General features: G+C 63.1%; 15 protein-coding genes. 8 read left to right on the top strand and 7 right to left on the bottom strand.

Annotated elements, in window-relative coordinates; translation table 11 throughout:
• Window positions 1-74: 74 nt before the first annotated feature.
• Window positions 75-1,103 (top strand): LacI family DNA-binding transcriptional regulator, encoded by a 1,029-nt coding sequence (locus DFO46_RS02095; protein ID WP_110791517.1) that lies wholly within the window; start codon window positions 75-77, stop codon window positions 1,101-1,103.
• A 129-nt stretch (window positions 1,104-1,232) separates the two neighbouring features.
• Window positions 1,233-1,715, top strand: a complete 483-nt coding sequence (gene greA / locus DFO46_RS02090) for a transcription elongation factor GreA (protein WP_120276170.1) — start codon at window positions 1,233-1,235, stop codon at window positions 1,713-1,715.
• A 240-nt stretch (window positions 1,716-1,955) separates the two neighbouring features.
• On the opposite strand, the gene xylA is transcribed toward greA, so the two are convergent.
• The 6 genes from xylA to DFO46_RS02060 form a co-directional block, all read right to left on the bottom strand.
• Window positions 1,956-3,266: a xylose isomerase gene (gene xylA / locus DFO46_RS02085; protein WP_110791513.1), complete on the bottom strand. Its 1,311-nt coding sequence runs from the start codon at window positions 3,264-3,266 to the stop codon at window positions 1,956-1,958.
• 164 nt (window positions 3,267-3,430) lie between these two features.
• Window positions 3,431-4,879, bottom strand: a complete 1,449-nt coding sequence (xylB, locus tag DFO46_RS02080) for a xylulokinase (RefSeq protein ID WP_120276169.1) — start codon at window positions 4,877-4,879, stop codon at window positions 3,431-3,433.
• Window positions 4,880-4,902: 23 nt separating this feature from the next.
• Entirely contained in the window at window positions 4,903-5,928 is a 1,026-nt protein-coding gene (locus DFO46_RS02075) for a LacI family DNA-binding transcriptional regulator (RefSeq protein ID WP_120276168.1), read from the bottom strand.
• 117 nt (window positions 5,929-6,045) lie between these two features.
• Window positions 6,046-6,693, bottom strand: a complete 648-nt coding sequence (locus DFO46_RS02070) for a hypothetical protein (RefSeq protein ID WP_120276167.1) — start codon at window positions 6,691-6,693, stop codon at window positions 6,046-6,048.
• Window positions 6,694-6,785: 92 nt separating this feature from the next.
• Window positions 6,786-8,315, bottom strand: coding sequence for a DHA2 family efflux MFS transporter permease subunit (locus DFO46_RS02065; protein ID WP_120276166.1), 1,530 nt, complete (start codon window positions 8,313-8,315; stop codon window positions 6,786-6,788).
• A gap of 108 nt (window positions 8,316-8,423) precedes the next feature.
• Window positions 8,424-9,647 carry an HlyD family secretion protein gene (locus DFO46_RS02060; RefSeq protein WP_120276165.1) on the bottom strand — a complete coding sequence of 408 codons (1,224 nt, stop codon included), beginning with the start codon at window positions 9,645-9,647 and terminating at the stop codon, window positions 8,424-8,426.
• Between the two features lie 171 nt (window positions 9,648-9,818).
• Between DFO46_RS02060 and DFO46_RS02055 the strand changes: the two genes are divergently transcribed.
• The 5 genes from DFO46_RS02055 (at window position 9,819) to lysS (ending at window position 16,897) form a co-directional block, all read left to right on the top strand.
• Window positions 9,819-10,487, top strand: coding sequence for a TetR/AcrR family transcriptional regulator (locus DFO46_RS02055; RefSeq protein WP_110792149.1), 669 nt, complete (start codon window positions 9,819-9,821; stop codon window positions 10,485-10,487).
• 87 nt (window positions 10,488-10,574) lie between these two features.
• Window positions 10,575-11,333, top strand: coding sequence for a TerC family protein (locus tag DFO46_RS02050; RefSeq protein ID WP_110791503.1), 759 nt, complete (start codon window positions 10,575-10,577; stop codon window positions 11,331-11,333).
• Between the two features lie 139 nt (window positions 11,334-11,472).
• Entirely contained in the window at window positions 11,473-13,239 is a 1,767-nt protein-coding gene (locus DFO46_RS02045; RefSeq protein WP_120276164.1) for an SLC13 family permease, read from the top strand.
• A gap of 466 nt (window positions 13,240-13,705) precedes the next feature.
• Entirely contained in the window at window positions 13,706-15,163 is a 1,458-nt protein-coding gene (gltX, locus tag DFO46_RS02040) for a glutamate--tRNA ligase (protein WP_120276163.1), read from the top strand.
• Between the two features lie 189 nt (window positions 15,164-15,352).
• Window positions 15,353-16,897, top strand: coding sequence for a lysine--tRNA ligase (lysS, locus tag DFO46_RS02035; protein ID WP_245422496.1), 1,545 nt, complete (start codon window positions 15,353-15,355; stop codon window positions 16,895-16,897).
• Between the two features lie 111 nt (window positions 16,898-17,008).
• Here lysS and DFO46_RS02030 read toward each other — a convergent pair whose 3' ends face one another.
• The gene (locus tag DFO46_RS02030) at window positions 17,009-17,416 is read right to left on the bottom strand and encodes a tautomerase family protein (RefSeq protein WP_120276162.1); all 408 of its coding nucleotides are present in this window, start codon (window positions 17,414-17,416) and stop codon (window positions 17,009-17,011) included.
• Window positions 17,417-17,502: 86 nt separating this feature from the next.
• On the opposite strand from DFO46_RS02030, the gene DFO46_RS02025 reads away from it, so the two are divergent.
• Window positions 17,503-18,414: a LysR substrate-binding domain-containing protein gene (locus DFO46_RS02025; RefSeq protein ID WP_147412731.1), complete on the top strand. Its 912-nt coding sequence runs from the start codon at window positions 17,503-17,505 to the stop codon at window positions 18,412-18,414.
• The last annotated feature ends 10 nt before the right edge of the window (window positions 18,415-18,424 follow it).

Raw genomic sequence — 18,424 nt, 5'->3', positions numbered from 1 at the left:
GTTTTTGTTCCCGCTCCGCTTTCGCGCCTGCAGCAGGGAATGTAAGGTCGCCAACGATTCCAGACGGATAGGGGATGGGCCGCGTGCCGGAGCAAGCACCAGCGACGATCGAGGACGTGGCGCGCATCGCGGAAGTGTCGATCGCGACGGTCAGCCGCGCCATCCACACCCCCGACAAGGTGGCGAAATCCACCCGCCAGCGCGTCAATCAGGCCATCGCCATCACCGGCTATACGACCAATGCCATGGCGCGTTCACTGCGCATGGGCCGGTCGAACATGATCCTGATCCTGGCGCCGGATATCGGTGACCCCAACTTCTCCTCGACGCTGATCGGGCTTGAAAACGAGGCCCGCGCCCATGGTTATGGCGTGTTGATCGGCCACACCCAGAACGATCCGGAACGCGGTCTCGAATACCTGAAATTCCTGAGCTCCGGCCAGGCGACCGGCCTCGTGCTCTTCACTGGCCACGAACCCTTCGGCCATCAGGTCGTCGGCCAGCGCCTGCCGCCCTCGGTCGCCGTCTTCGAACCCGTCTTCGGCTCGAAGATTTCCTATGTCGGCGTCGATGACGTGGCCGGCGCAAGAAAGGCCGCCGAACATCTGCTGTCCGCCGGCCACCGCTCCATCGCCTTCATCGGTGACAGCAAGACAAGGCTCGGCCACCAGCGCCGCCGCCAGGGTTTCGACAAGGCGTTGGATGCCGCGCGCATCCCACCCAATCAGCGCTTCGTGCTGGAAGGCGAAGGCACGATCGAAAGCGGCCGCCTCGCGGTCGAGCAGCTTTTCATGCGCGACCAGCTTCCCACCGCCTTCATGTGCGTCAACGACGCAACCGCCGTCGGCGTATTGAACGGCCTGACGGCCCGTGGCTACGACCTGCCGCACGACTTCTCCGTCATCGGTTTTGATGACGTGCCCCAGGCGACCTATGTGAACCCGGCGCTCACCACCATCCGCCAGCCCCGCACGGCCATCGGCCGCCAGGCGATGGCGCTTCTGATCAAGTCACTCGGGGATCGGACGATGGAGCGCCAGGAAATCCTGCTGATGCCGGATCTGATCGTGCGGGGATCGGTGACGGGGCCGGCGAAGCGATAGTCCGGATCTCACCGATCATCGGACGGACCCAAAGCGGCACTTGGCCGTTAGACCGGGAACATCCTATGATATACCCACATGACGGTGGCCCGAGCGGCGCCACCTCGCCATTCCCCATCGGAGACCAATGTGAGTGTCGCTTTCACCAAAGAAGAGAGTTCGGAAACCGCAGCAGAACTGCATCTGCCGGATCGCCCGGTCTCGCAGCACCCGAACCTGGTGACGGCAGACGGCTTGAAGCAATTGGAAGCCCAGGCGGAAGAGGCACGCGCCGCCTATCGGACAGCGCAGGCGATAGAGGACATCAACGAACGCCGCCGCCAGTCGGCGGTACCCTATCGCGATCTCAAATACCTGACCGAACGGCTGCGAACCGCCCAGGTCATCCCGCCCCCGGAGAGCAATGCGGTGGTCGCCTTTGGATGCAAGGTCACCTTCGAACGAGACGACGGTCGCGTCCAGACCTACCGCATCGTCGGTGAGGACGAAGCCGACCCGAAGACCGGCTCGATTTCGTTTGTCTCGCCGGTTGCTAGCCGCCTGATGGGCAAAGCGGTCGGCGACGTGGTGACAGTCGGCGACCAGGAACTGGAGATCACGGCGATCGGGTGAGGGCCGCTGAGCGACGCCTTTACCGCCGTCATCCTCGGGCGCAGTCCCGAGGATCTACTGCCGCCCGCCGAAAACTCGACTCTTCGGGCGTCCGCTGCGCCCGCCCCACATTCCTCAACCATCCCCACCGCGACCACCCTTGGCAGATCCTCGGGACTGCGCCGGATGACGACGGTTGAGGCAAACGAAAGGCCGGGACGCTTGCGCGCCCCGGCCCTTGTCTCATCAGAAAACCCGAAATCAAACGTAGCGGTTGACCACGTTTTCCAAGAGTTCCTGCTTGCCGGACACCGGCTTCGGGTTGACGTTCTGGCTCTCGACGCGAGCAGCAATCGCATCGAGGCTTTCCTCGCCGCGCAGCATCTTCTGGTTTTCGGCCTTGTCCCAGCCGGCGTAACGGCTATTGAGCGGAGCCGAAAGCGCCTTGTCCTCAACCATCTTCGCCGCCGCCTTCAGGCCACGGGCGCAGCAGTCCATACCACCGATATGGCCGATCAACAGGTCTTCGGCGTCAAGCGACTGGCGGCGCAGCTTGGCGTCGAAATTGGTGCCGCCGGTGGTGAAGCCGCCAGCCTGCAGAACCTGGTAATAGGCCAGCGCCATTTCCGGAACATTGTTCGGGAACTGGTCGGTATCCCAGCCGGACTGGTAGTCGTTGCGGTTCATGTCGATCGAGCCGAAGATGCCGAGCGCGTTGGCGAGCGCCAACTCGTGCTCGAAGGAGTGGCCGGCGAGGATCGCATGGCCCTGCTCGATGTTCACCTTCACTTCGTTCTCGAGGCCGTAGCGCTTCAGGAAGCCGTAGACGGTCGCAACGTCATAGTCGTACTGGTGCTTCGACGGCTCCTGCGGCTTCGGCTCGATCAGGATGGCGCCCTTGAAGCCGATCTTGTGCTTGTATTCGACGACGAGGTTGAGGAAGCGGCCCATCTGGTCCAGTTCCTTCTTCAGGTCGGTGTTCAGCAGGGTCTCGTAGCCTTCGCGACCGCCCCACAACACGTAGTTCTCCCCGCCGAGCTTCAGCGTCGCATCCATGCAGGTCTTCACGGTCGCAGCGGCAAAGGCGAAAACGTCAGGATCCGGATTGGTGGCGGCACCCGACATGTAGCGGCGATGCGAGAACATGTTCGCCGTGCCCCAGAGCAGCTTGACGCCCGTCTCTTCCTGCTTCTTGGCGAAGTAATCCACGATCTCGTTCAGGTTCTTCGTGTTTTCCGCAAAGCTGTTGCCCTCGGGGCGGACGTCGGCATCGTGGAAGCAGTAATAGGGCGCCCCCAGCAGCTGGAAGAATTCGAAAGCGACATCCGCCTTCAGCTTCGCCGCATCCATCGTGTCCTTGAACCAGGGACGCTCGAAGGTGTTGCCGCCGAACGGGTCGGTGCCCGGCCAGACGAAGGTGTGCCAATAGGCGACCGCAAAGCGCAGATGGTCTTCCATGCGCTTGCCGAGAACGACTTCGTCCGGGTTGTAGTGGCGGAAGGCGAGCGGATTGCTGCTGCCTTCGCCTTCATATTTGATCTTCTGGATATTGCCGAAGAAACCTGTGCTCATGGGTAGTCCTCCTTGGTGTGTATTGATTTCTCAAGCCCCCTCCCCAACCCCTCCCCACAAGGGGGAGGGGCTAGACCTGCCGCCTACCGACTGCCGGAACGCCGGCCTCGTGGTCTTCTCCCCCCTTGTGGGGGAGATGGCCGGCAGGCCAGAGGGGGTATTCTTCAAATCCCTCGGATCGCCGGATACAGCGCCCGGTAGCGGCCATAGGCTGCCTCGTAAGCAGAGCTGAGCGCCCTGACCGGCTCCACCGTCTCAGCCGTCTGAGGCGCCGTGCAGACCGACAGCGGATCAGCCCCGGTCGCCGCGATCAGCCCCAGACGCGCCGCCCCGAAGGCAGCGCCGAAATCGCCGTCGGCGGGAATATCGACCGGCATGTCGAGCGCGGTTGCAATCGAGGACAGCCAGTAGCGCGACCGCGAGCCGCCGCCGATCGCCGTCACGCGGGAAATCTTCGTGCCCGCCGATTTCAGCGCCTCCAGACTGTCGCGGATGGCGAAAGTGACGCCTTCCAATACGGCCTGCGTCAGCACGGATCGGTCGCTCTCATGGCCAAGCCCGATAAAGGCGCCCCGGATCTTGGCGTCATTGTGCGGCGTGCGTTCGCCCGAGAGATAGGGAAGGAAGGTAACGCCTGAGGGCGCCTTCAGCGTTTCGCCCAGTTCGCCGGTCAGCTCGCCGGCCGACTTGCCGGTCACGCCCGAATGCCAGTTGAGCGCATCCGTCGCCGAGAGAATGACACCCATCTGATTCCAGGTCTTCGGCAGCGCATGGCAAAACGCATGTACCGCGCTTTGCGGCTTCGGCAGATAGGAAGCGTTGGCGGCGAAGAGCACGCCCGAAGTGCCCAGCGATACGAAAGCCTGACCTTCCGCAACCGTGCCCATGCCGCAGGCCGAGGCCGCATTGTCCCCTGCCCCACCGGCGACGACCACATCGGCGCCAAGACCCCACGTCTCCGCCAGTTCGGCCCGCAAGGTGCCGGCGCGATCCGTGCCTTCGACGAGACCCGGCATCTGCTCGACGGTCAGTCCCGTGGCCTCCAGCAGCTCGCTCGACCACGCGCGCTTGCCCGTGTCGAGCCAGCTGGTGCCAGCCGAATCCGACATGTCGGAGAGATATTCACCCGTCAGCCACAGACGCAGGAAATCCTTGGGCAAGAGCACCTTGGCGATCTTGGCAAAGGTCTCCGGCTCGTTATTCTTCACCCAGGCGAGCTTCGGCGCCGTGAAGCCGGGGAACACGATGTTGCCGGTCAGCGCCCGGAAGCGCGGATCGGCATCGAGCGCGGCTGCTTCCGCATGGCTGCGCGTGTCGTTCCAGAGGATGCAGGGCCTGAGCACCCGGTCCTTGGCGTCGATCAGTGTCGCGCCATGCATATGGCCGGACAGGCCGATGCCCTTGACGGCGGCAAGCTCCTTGGGATGCGCGGCCTTCAGCGCCGCAACAGCCTCTTCCGTGGCGCGCAGCCAGTCGCCCGGCGCCTGCTCCGACCAGCCGGGATGCGGCCGCTGCACGGTGAGCGCCGCGTGACCGACGCCGATGACGTTCTGGTCGCCGTCAATCAGCATCGCCTTGACGCTGGATGTGCCGAGATCCAATCCGAGATACATGGGTGTCCTCCATTCCTCTGCCTTCAGGGCAGATTGTCCTTCAAGAATATGTCGATCCGAATGCGCTCCTGGTCAGCAACGACCGGCAGCCCGTCGGCTTTGGCTTTCAGCACGCGAATGGCGCTGCGCACCTCATGACCCGCATCCTGGTTGAGCACGGCATCGATCAAGCCCGACCGCAGCGCCGCGCGCGTCGTTTCCGTCAGCTCGTGTGCAACAACCACAGGGCGCCGATCTTCCGGTCGCCGCTGAAGCGCCCGGATGAGACCCCGGTTGCCCGCCCCAAGGCTGTAAAGAGCGACGATGTCGTTCTGGATCGCGAAAATCTCAGAAACGAGCCGCTCGACGACATCGGGATCGTCGCGTCCCTCCAGCACCGGCATCAGCTGGAGATGGGAGAAATCCGAAGCCATGACAGACGCGAAGGCCTCGTAGCGTTCACGATGGTCGCGGACCAGCATGGAGCCTGCGAGCACGACAACCTTGCCCTGCCGACCGCCGGCGAAACGCCCGAGAAGGCTGGCGGCGGTGCGCCCCGCGGCCGCATTGTCAATACCTGCATAGTGATCGCGCTGAGAACCCGAGAGGTCCGAGACCAGCGTCACCAGCGGTATGCCGGCAGCAACCACATCGGCTGCCGCAGCCGCGACGTCAGGTGCATCGACGGCAACGAAGGCAATGCCGGCGGGCTGTTCCGACGCAGCGTCCCTCAGCGCCTCGGCAAGGGCCGGCCCGTCAAAGGCCGGCACATCGACGAGACGGATCGCAACGCGCTCGACGCCGGCGCGGTCCCGCGCCTCGTCGAGCGCAAGCCTCAAGCCCCGCATGAAGGAATTGTCGTTGGACGGAATGAGGAAGGTCAGCGGATAGGTCCGCCCCTTGGCGAGATTGGCGGCCGCCACATCCCGCACGAAGCCGAGTTCCACCACCGCCTGATCGACCTTCTCCCGAGTTCGCGCGCTCACCCCCGGCCGCCGGTTCAGCACCCGGTCGACGGTGGCAAGGCTCACGCCCGCGCGGCTCGCGATGTCATGGACAGTCGGCTTCATTCTCTCCTCCGGCGCCTGTCCTACACCAGAGGATGAGGTACGTAAATCAGATTTCGATGTACGTACCTCAGATTCTTTGCGGCATCCCCATCACAGGCCGCGCGCCCTGTCGTCAGTTCACGGCAACGAGGCAGCCTCGATCACGTAAGTTGTGCGACCGGCGTCGGACACCTGGCGGAAAACGAGGTAATGCGGTGGCACAGAAATTGGCAGGCCCTCTCGAACACCGGCAGCCATGGCGTCGACCAGCTTGTCCATGTCGGTCGACTGCACCGTCAGAGTATTTGCGTCTGCTCCGACGATGCGCAGCGCCTGATCACCCGGCATCCGAGCAAGGAAGGTGGCCGCCAGATCGCCTTCCATATAGCCATACAATTCAAGCATTTTCGTTTCGGTATGCTGGAAGGCGTTACCATTGTTCGACGTGCTGTTGTGCCAGGAACAGAGCGGCATCAGGTAGCAGGTTTTTCCCTTCTCCACGGACCCATCCGCGTTCTGCGTCATGTGCCCGCCAACGCTGAATTGCGGATGACTGGTTCCGGGATTCGGCAAGGGATGCGTAACATAACAATTGCCGTCGATCCCGTTGGCCTGCAGCAGACCTTTCCAGGAGGCGCCGTTGATTTTCGGGTCATCGGTACTGCCGTCGACATTGTAGAGGTGGCCACTGTAGTACACCACGTTGGCCGACGTGGACTGGAGTCGAATTCCGGCATAACGCATTGCGAATTCCGCGAGCCTTTGCACTGCAATCTCGTCACTCATTGTCATGCTCCCCCCTGTTGGCCGCCCGATCAAATGTCGGTGCGCCGCGCAAGAATTACACGCAAAAATATATTAGTAAACAGAATGCAACCTCAGTGCCCAGCCCCGGCCGGCGCGGCCGCCTTTGGCTTCTTCAGCAGAAGCGCCATGAAAACGAGGCAGGAGAACAGCACGGTCAGCCCCATGAACACATCCATGAAGGACAGGAGCCAGGCCTGTTGCGTGACGACACCCGACAGCTTCTTGATCGCAACGGCCGTACCATCAAGGCCATAGCTGTCGTAATTGGCGCCGACGCTGGCAAGCCAGTCGAGAGCTGCCCGGTTGCTCCAGGACACCTGCTCGGACAGACGCGCATAGTGGTCGTCGGAACGCTGCGTGAGCATCGTGTTGATGATCGCAAGACCCACGGCACCGCCCAAGTTGCGCGTCAGGTTGAACAGGCCCGAGGCGTTCTTGATGCGATCGGGCGGCAGGGTGCCGAGCGCCAGATTGTTGATCGGCACCATGCAGATCATCAGCGAGCAGCCACGCAGGATCTGCGGCACAAGCAGCTCGTAGAAGTCCCAGTCGGCGGTGATGCCGGTCATCAGATAGGTCCCGAGCGCAAAGCCGGCAAAGCCCATCATCATCATCGCGCGCGGATCCATCTTGTTCGACAGAATGCCGGCGATGGGCGCGGTCAGGAACATCGCGGCACCCGACACGAACATCGTCTCGCCGATCATCAGCGAGTCATAGCCGCGGATGCGTCCGAGATAGAGCGGGTAGAGATAGGTGAGCCCGTAGAGGCCGACGCCCATGATGAAGGAGAACAGCGAGCCGAAGGCGAAATTGGCGTTGGAAAAGGCCCTGAGATCGACCACCGGCAGTTCCGCCCTGAACACGCGGCGGAAGAAGATCACCGCCCCGACGGTCATGGTGATCGTGCCGATGACGATGTGTTGGTCGTTGAACCAGTCCTTGTTGTTGCCTTCCTCCAGCACGAACTCGAGCGAGCCGAGGAAAACGGCCATCGACGCCAGTCCCCACCAGTCGAAGATCTTGAAGAGCTTCAGGTCCGGCTTGTCGAAATCAACGAGGCTCCAGGTCGCAGCCGCCACCAGCATGCCGGGGATGACATTGATCAGGAACAGCCAGTGCCAGGACAGCGCATGGCTGATATAGCCGCCGATCGTCGGCCCGATGGTGGGCGCAAGCGTGGCGACAAGGCCGACCATGGGCGACACGATGTTGCGCTTGGACGGCGGGAAGATGGTGAAGGCGGCCGCGAAGACGGAGGGGATCATGCCGCCGCCGATAAAGCCCTGGATCGCCCGGTAGACGATCATCTGCTCGATATTCGTGGCCGTGGCACAGAGCGCGCTCGACAGCGTGAAGCCGGCAGCACAGATGGTAAACAGCACGCGCGTCGACAGGATGCGCGCGAGCACCCCCGAGAGCGGGATCATGATGACTTCGGCGATCAGATAGGACGTCTGCACCCAGGCGACTTCGTCGGAACCGGCACCAAGACCGGCCTGGATTTCGGCAAGCGAGGCCGAGACGATCTGGATGTCGAGGATCGACATGAACATGCCGAAGACCATGGCGAGAAACGCAAAAACCCGCCTCGGGTCCATTCGTTCCTCGGCGCCGGTTTGAGCAACAGAGCCGGAAACCGCAGCGCTAGCCGGAGATGTAACGGTGGCCATGGAAGGCCCTTTCCCAGACGAAACCCGACCGAATGTTTACTGCTTGGCCGCGACCGCCTGGGCATCCGGCGCCGTGCGGGTATCGACGTCGACGATGACGCTGAGGCCGGCACGCAGATGGCCACCGGCCAGCGCATCCTTGGGCAGAGCGATCCGCACCGGTACGCGCTGCACGACCTTGGTGAAGTTGCCCGTCGCATTTTCTGCCGGCAGCATCGAGAAGATGGCGCCCGAAGCCGGCGCGATCGACGTCACCGTGCCTTCCAGCGGCTCTTTGCCATAGGCATCGACATGGATCGAGACCTTGGAACCGGGCACGAGATGCGCGATCTGCGTTTCCTTGAAGTTCGCCTCGATATAGAGCTCGTTCGTCGGCACCAGTGCGGCCAGCCGCTTGCCGGCCGAAACCAGGTCGCCGGCCTGGACGGCGAGATTGCCGACGACGCCGTCATAGGGTGCCTTCAGCACGGTGAAGTCGAGGTCGCGCTGCGCCTTCTCGATGGCGAGGTCCTGCAGCCGAACGCTGGACAGCGCTTCTTCGCGCTGCGCCTTCAACAGGCTCAGATTGGCATCAGCCGAAGCGACGGCCGCCTCCCCAGCAACCAGGTTGGCATTCGCCTGGTCGAGAAGCACCTTGGCATTGTCGAGATCGGCCGTCGTGCCGACAGACTTGGCGGCGAGATCGCTGGCCCTCTTTTCGGTGATCTGGGCGCCGCGCACGGCCGCCTGCAGCGCGCCGAGCTGGGCCTTGGCCTGCGCCACGCTGGCCTCGCCACCCGTGATCTGGGCATCGATCCGCTTGACGGCCAGTTCGGCACTCTGCTTGTTGGCAACGGCCTGCTCATAGGCAATCCGGTAGTCTCCGCCGTCGAGCGTCACCAGCGGATCGCCCGCGCGGACGATCTGGTTGCTGTCGACATTCACCTTCTCGACATAACCGGAAACCTTCGGCGAGATGATCGCGATGTCACCTTCGATATAGGCGTCTTCCGTCGACACCATGAAGCGGCCATTGGTCCACCATTCATAGCCGTACCAACCTGCGCCCGCGAGCAGAACGGCGAGCACCACCGGCAGCACCGGGCTGCGGCGTTTCTTGGGCTGCGCCACGTGTTCTGCCGTTGGCGCCGGGGACACGGCAGCCGGCTGCGCTTCGGCCGAAGGGGTCCCTGGTTCGAGCTGCGTCTCGGACGCATCTTCATTCCGGTCGAGGGGACTGGAGGTGGAACGAAGGGCGGTGGATCTGTGCGTCACGGACATGTGCAAAGGACCAGGGATGGGGTTAATACTTTCGAACTGAACCGTTCGGTTCGATTGACATATAGACTTCCGTACCTCATATCAAGGGGCAAGAACGAGGCTGATGAACTCTCGAGCCGGGTAGCGTTAAGATTTGGACAAATCATGTCAAAACTGAGCATTGACCAGCAGATGATACCGGAATGCGTTGCCGCCCCGACGGCCGGCATGGGCCGGTTTGCGGCAGGCGCAGACCCCATCAAGCGCGGGCAGATCCTGGACGGCGCGCACCGCGTTTTCATGAAGATGGGGTATGACGCCGCCAGCATGAACGACGTCACGCGGGAAGCCGGCGTCTCCAAGGGCACCATCTATGTCTACTTCCAGAGCAAGGAAGAACTCTTCGCAGCCCTGATCGAACGGGCCAAGGGTCTGTTTGCCGAAAGCATCCGCGACCTGCTCGCCCACCACCCTGATCCTGAAGAGGGCCTGCGCCAGTTCGGCCTGGCTTTCATCCGGCAAATCTTTGAATCCGAAATGATTCCGGCCATGCGCATCCTGCTCGGCCTGGTCGACCGCATGCCGACGCTCTGTCAGCGTTTCTTCGCCTCGTCGCCCAGCAATGCGCGCACGATCCTGAAGGACTATCTCGAGGTTCACGTAAAGTCGGGCTACTTCGACATCGCCGATACGTCGCTCGCCGCCATGCAGTATATCGAGCTTGTAACCGGCGCCTACATGAAGGGCCGGCTGTTCAACGAGATCGCCGAAACGCCGCCGATGGAGGAGATCGAGCGCGTGATCGATGGCGGTCGCGCCGTCTTCATGGCCGCCTACCGGCGCAAGCCCGACATTTCCTGACGCATTGCCACGTCACGTGGCCTTGCCAACTGCGATGTTTTGCCCCACATCCACCGTCGCTCACCCTCGCGCACGGAACCCAAAAACATGCAGGACTATCTTCCGCTTCTTCAGGACCCCACCGCCTGGGTCGCCCTGGTGACACTCGTGGTCATGGAGGTCGTGCTCGGCATCGACAACCTGATCTTCATCTCGATCCTGACCAACAAGCTGCCGGAAGAGATGCGCGAACGCGCCCGCCGCATCGGCATTGGTCTGGCGCTCGTCATGCGCCTCGCTTTGCTCGGCACCGTCGCCTGGATCGTGCAGCTGACCACCCCGATCTTCGAACTCTTCGGTCACGGCTTCTCCTGGAAGGATCTGATCCTGATCGCCGGTGGTCTCTTTCTCGTCTGGAAGGCCACCAAGGAAATCCATCACAGCGTCGATCCGGTCGACCATGAGGAGGATTTCATCGCCTCCTCCGCCACGACCACCTTCGCCAGCGCCATCGGCCAGATCCTGCTGCTCGACCTCGTCTTCTCGATCGACAGCATCATCACCGCTGTCGGCATGACGCCGCATCTGCCGATCATGGTCATCGCCGTCATCGCCGCCGTCACGGTCATGCTGCTGGCAGCGACACCGCTCGCCAACTTCATCGCGAAGAACCCGACGGTCGTCATGCTGGCCCTCGGCTTCCTGCTGATGATCGGCACGACGCTGATCGCCGAAGGCATGGGCTTCCACGTGCCCAAGGGCTACATCTACGCGGCCATGGCCTTCTCGGCCCTCGTCGAAGTGTTGAACATGTTCGCGCGCCGCAAGCGAACGAGCGACCGCAAAGCCAAATCGACGCTGCACTGACAGCGCCTGATACCGCCATATCCGCACGAGACACGCGACACACGCGCGCTCGGCGGATATGGACGTTTGCAGGAACCAATTGCCATGCAGGCGATTGGTAGCGCACAATGGCACAAATCAGCATTCCGGCCGGGACCTTATGACATCAGAGCAAATTCTCGCCTTCGGCCTCATCGCCGTCATGATGGCGGCCTTCCTCTGGGAAAAGTTCCGCTATGACGTGGTCGCCTGCGTTGCACTCGTCGCTGCGGTCTCGCTTGGCCTTCTGTCGCCGAGCGACGCCTTTTCGGGCTTCTCGGACGACCTGGTGATCATCGTCGGCAGCGCGCTTGTGGTCAGCGCCGGGGTTGCCCGCTCGGGCGTCGTCGATCTCGCCATCAAGCGGTTCTTCCCGGCCCTATCCTCCCTGCACGGCCAGATGCTCCTGCTGCTGATCACCGTGACGGTGCTCTCGGCCTTCATCAAGAACATCGGCGCGCTGGCGATCATGATGCCGGTCGCGTTCCAGTTTGCCCGGCGCTCCAATGTGCCGCCTTCGGTCTTCCTGATGCCCATGGCCTTCTCGGCCCTGCTCGGCGGCCTGATGACGCAGATCGGCACCTCGCCCAACATCGCGGTCTCGCGGCTGCGCCAGGAACTGACCGGCGAGCCCTTCACCATGTTCGACTTCACCCCGGTCGGCGCCACGCTTGCCGTGGCCGGCATCATCTTCCTGATCTTCTTCTACTGGCTGGTGCCGCGCCGCGAAAACCAGAACCCCTCGCTTCAGGAAGCGCTGGAAGGATCAAGCTTCGCAACCGAAGCCCATATCCTCGCGCAATCGCCCTTCGTGCTGAAGCCGCTGCACCAGCTCCTCAAGATCGCCGAGGGTGAGGTCACCGCCTCCGCAGTGCTGCGCGGCGAGACGCGGCTGTCGCCTTTCCCGGACATCCTGCTGCATGCGGAAGACATTCTCCTGCTCGAAGGCCCCTCCGAGGCGCTCGACCGGATCGTCTCCCAGGGCAATCTGAGCCTCGCCGGTCATGCCAAACCGAATATCATTCGTGGCGACCTGTCCTCGATCGAAGCCGTGATCGGGCGCGGCTCGCCTCTGATCGGCCAGACCGCCCAGGAACTGTCCCTCGTCCACACCCATGGCGTCAACCTGCTCGCTGTCAGCCGGCAGGGCAAGCGCATCCGCGAACGTCTTGGCCAGCTCACCCTGCGCTCCGGCGACGTCGTGCTGCTCCAGGGCCTCCGCGCCCAGATGCCGTCGATCCTGACCGAACTCGGCTGCCTGCCGCTGGCCGAACGCGAGATCCTGCTCGGCACCAGCCGCAACGTGCTCATTCCGCTCGCCATCCTCGTGGTCGCCATGGGCGCGACGGCGCTCGGCATCGCACCCGTCGCCATGGCCTTCTTCACGGCGGCGCTCGCCATGGTGGCCTTCGGCGTCATTCCGGTCAGCGAAGTCTACCGCGCCGTCGATGGCCCGATCCTCGTCATGCTCGCGGCCCTGATCCCGGTGGCCGACACGTTGCGCACCTCCGGCGGCAGCGACGTCATTGCCGGCTGGCTCAATGCGGCTGCCGGCGGCATGCCGGCCTGGGGTGCGGTCGCCATGATCCTGCTGACGGCCATGGCCGTCACGCCCTTCCTCAACAATGCCGCGACCGTTCTCGTGATGGCCCCGATCGCCGCAAGCTTCGCCACCGGCCTCGGCTACAAGCCGGAAGCCTTCCTGATGGCGGTCGCCATCGGCGCCGGCTGCGATTTCCTCACCCCCATCGGCCACCAGTGCAACACCCTGGTCATGGGTCCGGGCGGCTACAAGTTCTCGGATTATCCGAGGCTCGGCCTGCCCTTGTCGATCCTGATCGTGCTGGTGTCGGTCCCCGCGCTGCTGATGGTCTGGCCGGTGCAGTAAACCGGCAGCGGCAATAAAAACCGCGCAAAGAAAAACCTGCGTCGGCGGGACGCAGGTTTTCCTTTGGGGCGGGGACTTGGGGGAGAGCGCAGGCCGGACGGTTAAGGGGCTCGCCTGCCATTTCGTTGGCCACGGGAAGAAACCGGAAAAACTCCCGTGTTCCCCTTGTCCGTCGCGTCCGGTTGGCACGGCCTGCGCTCTGTCACAAGAACGCCGAGGCCGCCTTCGGGTTCCGGGCCGGACAAAATAATTTGAAGATTTTTTCAGCCGCCCGCGCGCGCCAGCCCGGATCCGTGGTTTTTCTTGACGCAAGGGCCTGAATATGGCCTAAGGCCCAGCGGTGGAACCGGCTTGCGCATCGCTGTTCCTTTGCCTGTTTCCGGCCTGCCACCACACTGATTTCGCACATTGTCCCGATCCGGCGCCTGAGCGCCAGGTCCCCCGCACGCACCACGAGCTGAATTCCATGACCACATCAGGCGTCCGCGTCCGCATCGCACCCTCCCCGACCGGCGAACCCCATGTCGGCACCGCCTATATCGCGCTGTTCAACTACCTCTTCGCCAAGAAATTCGGCGGCGAGTTCATCCTGCGCATCGAGGACACCGACGCCACCCGTTCCACGGCCGAATTCGAGCAGAAGGTTCTGGATGCGCTGAAATGGACCGGCCTCACCTGGTCGGAAGGTCCCGATGTCGGCGGCGCTTACGGCCCCTACCGCCAGTCCGAGCGCAAGGACATCTACCGCCCCTTCGTTGACCAGATGCTGCGCGACGGCGGTGCCTTCCGCTGTTTCTGCACGCCCGAGCGGCTGGAAAGCATGCGCGAAGCCCAGCGCGCCGCTGGCAAGCCGCCGGGTTATGACGGCCTCTGCCTGCATCTGAAGGCCGAGGAAGTGACCGCCCGCGTCGAAGCCGGCGAGCCGCATGTCGTGCGCCTGAAGGTGCCGACCGAAGGCTCCTGCGACTTCCACGACGGCGTCTATGGCGACGTCTCGATCCCGTGGGAAAGCGTCGACATGCAGGTTCTGCTCAAGGCCGACGGCATGCCGACCTATCACATGGCGAACGTCGTCGACGACCACCTGATGAAGATCACCCACGTCGCCCGTGGCGAGGAGTGGCTGGCATCCGTGCCGAAGCACATCCTGATCTATCGCCATCTCGGTCTCGAGCCGCCGGTTTTCATGCACCTGTCGCTGATGCGCAATCACGACAAGTCGAAGCTGTCGAAGCGCAAGAACCCGACCTCGATCTCCTACTACTCGGCCCTCGGCTATCTGCCGGAAGCGCTGATGAACTTCCTCGGTCTGTTCTTCATCCAGATCGCCGAAGGCGAGGAACTGCTGACCATGGACGAGCTGATCGAGAAGTTCGATCCCGACAACCTCTCCAAGGCCGGCGCGATCTTCGACATCCAGAAGCTCGACTGGCTGAACGGCCGCTGGCTGCGCGAGAAACTGTCGCCGGAAGACTTCGTCGCCCGCGTGCTCGACTGGTCGATGGAGAATGACCGTCTCGTCGAAGGCCTGAAGCTCGCCCAGAGCCGCGTCACCAAGCTCGGCGAACTGCCGCCGCTCGCCGGCTTCCTGCTGGCGAACGACGTCGGCCTGACACCCGCCTCCTTCGGCGGCCTGAAGACCAGCCCGGCCGAGACGCTCGAAATCGTCACGACGGTTCAGGCGGATCTCGAAAAGATCCTCGAATGGAACGTGGCGACCATCGAGGAGGAACTCCGCGCGATTTCAGACCGCATGGGCAAGAAACTCCGCGTCGTCACCCCGCCGCTCTTCGTCGCCGTCTCCGGCAGCCAGCGCTCGCTGCCGCTGTTTGACTCGATGGCGCTGCTCGGCCGCTCGGTCGTGCGCCAGCGGTTGAAGGTTGCGATCCAGGTGCTGACCGCGATGTCGGGTGCGCAGAACTAATTTGAGAGAGTGCCGCCTCAAGGGCGGCGCAGAAACTACCCCCCTCTGCCCTGCCGGGCATCTCCCCCACAAGGGGGGAGAGCGGGCAAGCCCGAACCGGCGGAGACCAGTCTCCCCCCTTGTGGGGGAGATGTCACGAAGTGACAGAGGGGGGTGAAACACACTCCGAGCCGAGCTGAGGCAGATAGAATGACCGAAAACAAAGACAACAACACCGGGGCTGTGAACACCTCTATAGGCGACATCACGCTGAACGCCGCCGCTCTCTCCTCCGACCCGACAGAAGTCCGCCGCCAGAAACTCGCGCTGCTGCGCGAACAGGTCGGCGACGTCTATCCCGCGCATTTCCACCGCACGATGACCAATGCGGAATTCGCCGAGAAATACGCAGGTCTGGAACTGGACGAGACGTCTGAAGACATAATCACGGTCGCCGGTCGCGTCTATTCCTCGCGCAATTCCGGCATGTTCATGGACATCCATGACGCCTCGGGCAAGATCCAGATCTTCTCCCACAAGGACACGACGCCGGAAGAAGCCCGCGCGCTGCTGCCGATGATCGACCTCGGCGACATCATCGGCGTCAAGGGCCAGGTCCGCCGCACCAAGCGCGGCGAGCTGACCATCAACGCCCACGAAATCACCATGCTGACCAAGACGCTTCTCCCGATGCCGGAGAAGTATCATGGCCTCTCCGACATAGAACTGCGTTACCGCAAGCGCCACCTCGACATCCTGACCAACGAGGATTCCAAGCTCCGCTTCCTGCAGCGCTCGAAGATCATCTCGGGGCTCCGCCGCTTCATGGAAGGCGAAGGCTTCCTCGAAGTCGAAACCCCGATGCTGCAGACGGTCTATGGCGGCGCCACCGCCGATCCGTTCAAGACCTTCCACAACACGCTGAAGATGGACATGTATCTGCGCATCGCGCCGGAACTGTTCCTCAAGCGCACGCTGGTCTCGGGCCTCGCCGACAAGGTCTTTGAGGTCAACCGCAACTTCCGCAACGAAGGTGTGTCGACCCGCCACAATCCCGAATTCACCATGATGGAATGCTACTGGGCCTATGCCGACTACGAGGACATCATGGGCCTCGTGGAACGCCTGTTCGAGACGCTCGCCGTCTCGATCCACGGCACGCCCGAGGTCACCTTCGGCGACAAGCAGATCTCCTTCAAGGGCCCGTTCAAGCGCGTGCCCATGCCCGACGCCGTCAAGGAAGCGACCGGCATCGATTTCCTCGCGATGAAGACCGACGAAGAAGCCCGCACCGCCGCCAAGGCTGCCGGTTTTGCCGTTGAGAAGGACTGGACCTGGGGCGAATGCCTCGCCTTCATCTTCGAGGAAAAGGTCGAGGGCACGCTGATCCAGCCGAGCCACGTCACGCATTTCCCGAAGGACATCTCGCCTTTCGCCAAGGAAGTGCCGGGCGAACCGCGCCTCGTTGAGCGTTTCGAGACCTATTGCAACGCCTGGGAAGTCGGCAACGCCTTCTCCGAGCTGAATGACCCGGAAGAGCAGCGCAAGCGCATGGTCGAGCAGCTCGAACAGGCCCATTCGCGCGGCGAAAAGGACAAGCAGCTCGACGACGAGTTCCTCGATGCGATCGACCAGGGCATGCCGCCCGCCGGCGGCCTCGGCATCGGCGTCGACCGACTGATCATGCTTTTGACCAACGCCCCGTCGATCCGCGACATCATCCTCTTCCCGGCCCGCCGCAACAAGGCGGATTGAGACGGCAGAGGATCCCGGCTACGGCTTGGCAACAATTCGAGAGAAATCAAAACGCCCGCAGCGACAAACTGCGGGCGTTGTGCTGACCGGGATGACCTGCGATGCGACGCCTCAGGCGTCGGTGCCGCGCTGCTGGGCGATCGCCATGGCGAAGACGCCGTTTCCGACGCTCCAGTCGGAATAGTCATTCTCGTGCATGAAGATGAACACGTCCTTCGGCGAAACGGCCGCCCGTGTTTCAAGATTGCGGGTGATCGCGGCATAGAGCGCCCGTTTCATCGCATCGCTGCGCCCGCGCCGCATGGTGATCTCCACCACGATCACCGCATCCGATCGGGCAATGCCATTGAACCGGCGATCGAAGAAGAACTCCCCGTCCCGATATTCGCTGACGAGATTGAACAGCTCGTCGCTCGGCATGCCGATCCCCTCGACCAGAGCGTCGTGGATCCCCTCCACGATGTGACGTTTGCGTGCGGCATCGGTGCCGTGGGGAAGTGCTGTCCGGACGAAGGGCATGCTGAAAACCTCTGTAACGTGATGAAGATGAAGGCGAACTATCACGCAGAAGGCAGCGCACCTATTGACATCTAGGTGCATCCATTGTGACTTTTACTCACATGAAGAACCGCAAGAACCTCCCTGTTGCCGCCCTGCGCGCCTTTGAAGCCGCCGCCCGCCACGGCACCCTCACCCAGGCGGCGGAAGAGCTTGCCGTCACCCATGGTGCCATCAGCCGGCATGTCAGCCATCTGGAAGCGGTCATCGGAACCCCGCTCTTCGAGGGCGCGCGCAATCGGCCGCGGCTGACGCCCGAGGGCCGCGTCTTCGGCTTTGCGCTGACAAATGCCTTTGATCAGATCGACGATGCGCTGCGGCTCATCTCAAGGGGCGACGACAGCATTCTCGATGTCGCCTGCCTCAGCACCTTCGCCATCCGCTGGCTGGTGCCACGCCTGCATGATTTCACCGCCCGATATCCGCGCTACGACGTGCGCCTTGCGACCGACGACCGCTCGCCGCGCACTCCGGTCGATGTCCAGATCGTCGTCCTGGAACCCGGCACCGCGATCCCTGAGGATTGCACGCTGCTGTTCGAGGAACAGTTGGGCCTCGTGGTCGCCCCCTCGGCAGTTCCGGGTTCCGCTCAGGGACAGACGGACACGGTGAGGCTCGACGCGCTTCCCCGCCTGGAAACGCGCACGCGCCCGCATGTCTGGCACGAATGGTCACGGCTTGCCGCCGACAGCCGCACGACGCCACCCCGCCAGTCCCGCACCTTCGACCATTATCACCTGACCATCGAGGCGGCCCTGAGCGGCCTCGGTGTCGCCATCGCCCCCTGGCACCTCGTGGCAGGCGATGTCGCATCCGGCAGGCTGGTCGCTCCCTTCGGCTTTCACATGAGTGAATATCGCTACGGGGTGAGGGTGGCGCGCAAGGGCCGCCGCAAGACGCAACACTTCATCGAATGGCTGAAGGCTGCAATCGCCGAGTTTCCCGAACCGACAAACTGAGGGACACGGT

It is taken from the genome of Rhizobium sp. AG855, from assembly GCF_003610655.1.
GTDB classification, from domain to species: Bacteria; Pseudomonadota; Alphaproteobacteria; order Rhizobiales; family Rhizobiaceae; genus Allorhizobium; species Allorhizobium wuzhouense.
The sequence above is the reverse complement of the archived record's forward strand: the minus strand, read 5'-3'. Positions and strand labels throughout refer to the sequence as shown.

Coding starts and splice junctions, on each gene's coding strand:
- DFO46_RS02060 (WP_120276165.1), bottom strand. CDS start 9,647: ATGTCCGTGACGCACAGATCCACCGCCCTTCGTTCCACCTCCAGTCCC.
- DFO46_RS02055 (WP_110792149.1), top strand. CDS start 9,819: ATGATACCGGAATGCGTTGCCGCCCCGACGGCCGGCATGGGCCGGTTT.
- xylA (WP_110791513.1), bottom strand. CDS start 3,266: ATGAGCACAGGTTTCTTCGGCAATATCCAGAAGATCAAATATGAAGGC.
- DFO46_RS02095 (WP_110791517.1), top strand. CDS start 75: ATGGGCCGCGTGCCGGAGCAAGCACCAGCGACGATCGAGGACGTGGCG.
- DFO46_RS02045 (WP_120276164.1), top strand. CDS start 11,473: ATGACATCAGAGCAAATTCTCGCCTTCGGCCTCATCGCCGTCATGATG.
- gltX (WP_120276163.1), top strand. CDS start 13,706: ATGACCACATCAGGCGTCCGCGTCCGCATCGCACCCTCCCCGACCGGC.
- DFO46_RS02050 (WP_110791503.1), top strand. CDS start 10,575: ATGCAGGACTATCTTCCGCTTCTTCAGGACCCCACCGCCTGGGTCGCC.
- DFO46_RS02075 (WP_120276168.1), bottom strand. CDS start 5,928: ATGAAGCCGACTGTCCATGACATCGCGAGCCGCGCGGGCGTGAGCCTT.
- DFO46_RS02065 (WP_120276166.1), bottom strand. CDS start 8,315: ATGGACCCGAGGCGGGTTTTTGCGTTTCTCGCCATGGTCTTCGGCATG.
- DFO46_RS02070 (WP_120276167.1), bottom strand. CDS start 6,693: ATGAGTGACGAGATTGCAGTGCAAAGGCTCGCGGAATTCGCAATGCGT.
- xylB (WP_120276169.1), bottom strand. CDS start 4,879: ATGTATCTCGGATTGGATCTCGGCACATCCAGCGTCAAGGCGATGCTG.
- DFO46_RS02030 (WP_120276162.1), bottom strand. CDS start 17,416: ATGCCCTTCGTCCGGACAGCACTTCCCCACGGCACCGATGCCGCACGC.
- lysS (WP_245422496.1), top strand. CDS start 15,353: ATGACCGAAAACAAAGACAACAACACCGGGGCTGTGAACACCTCTATA.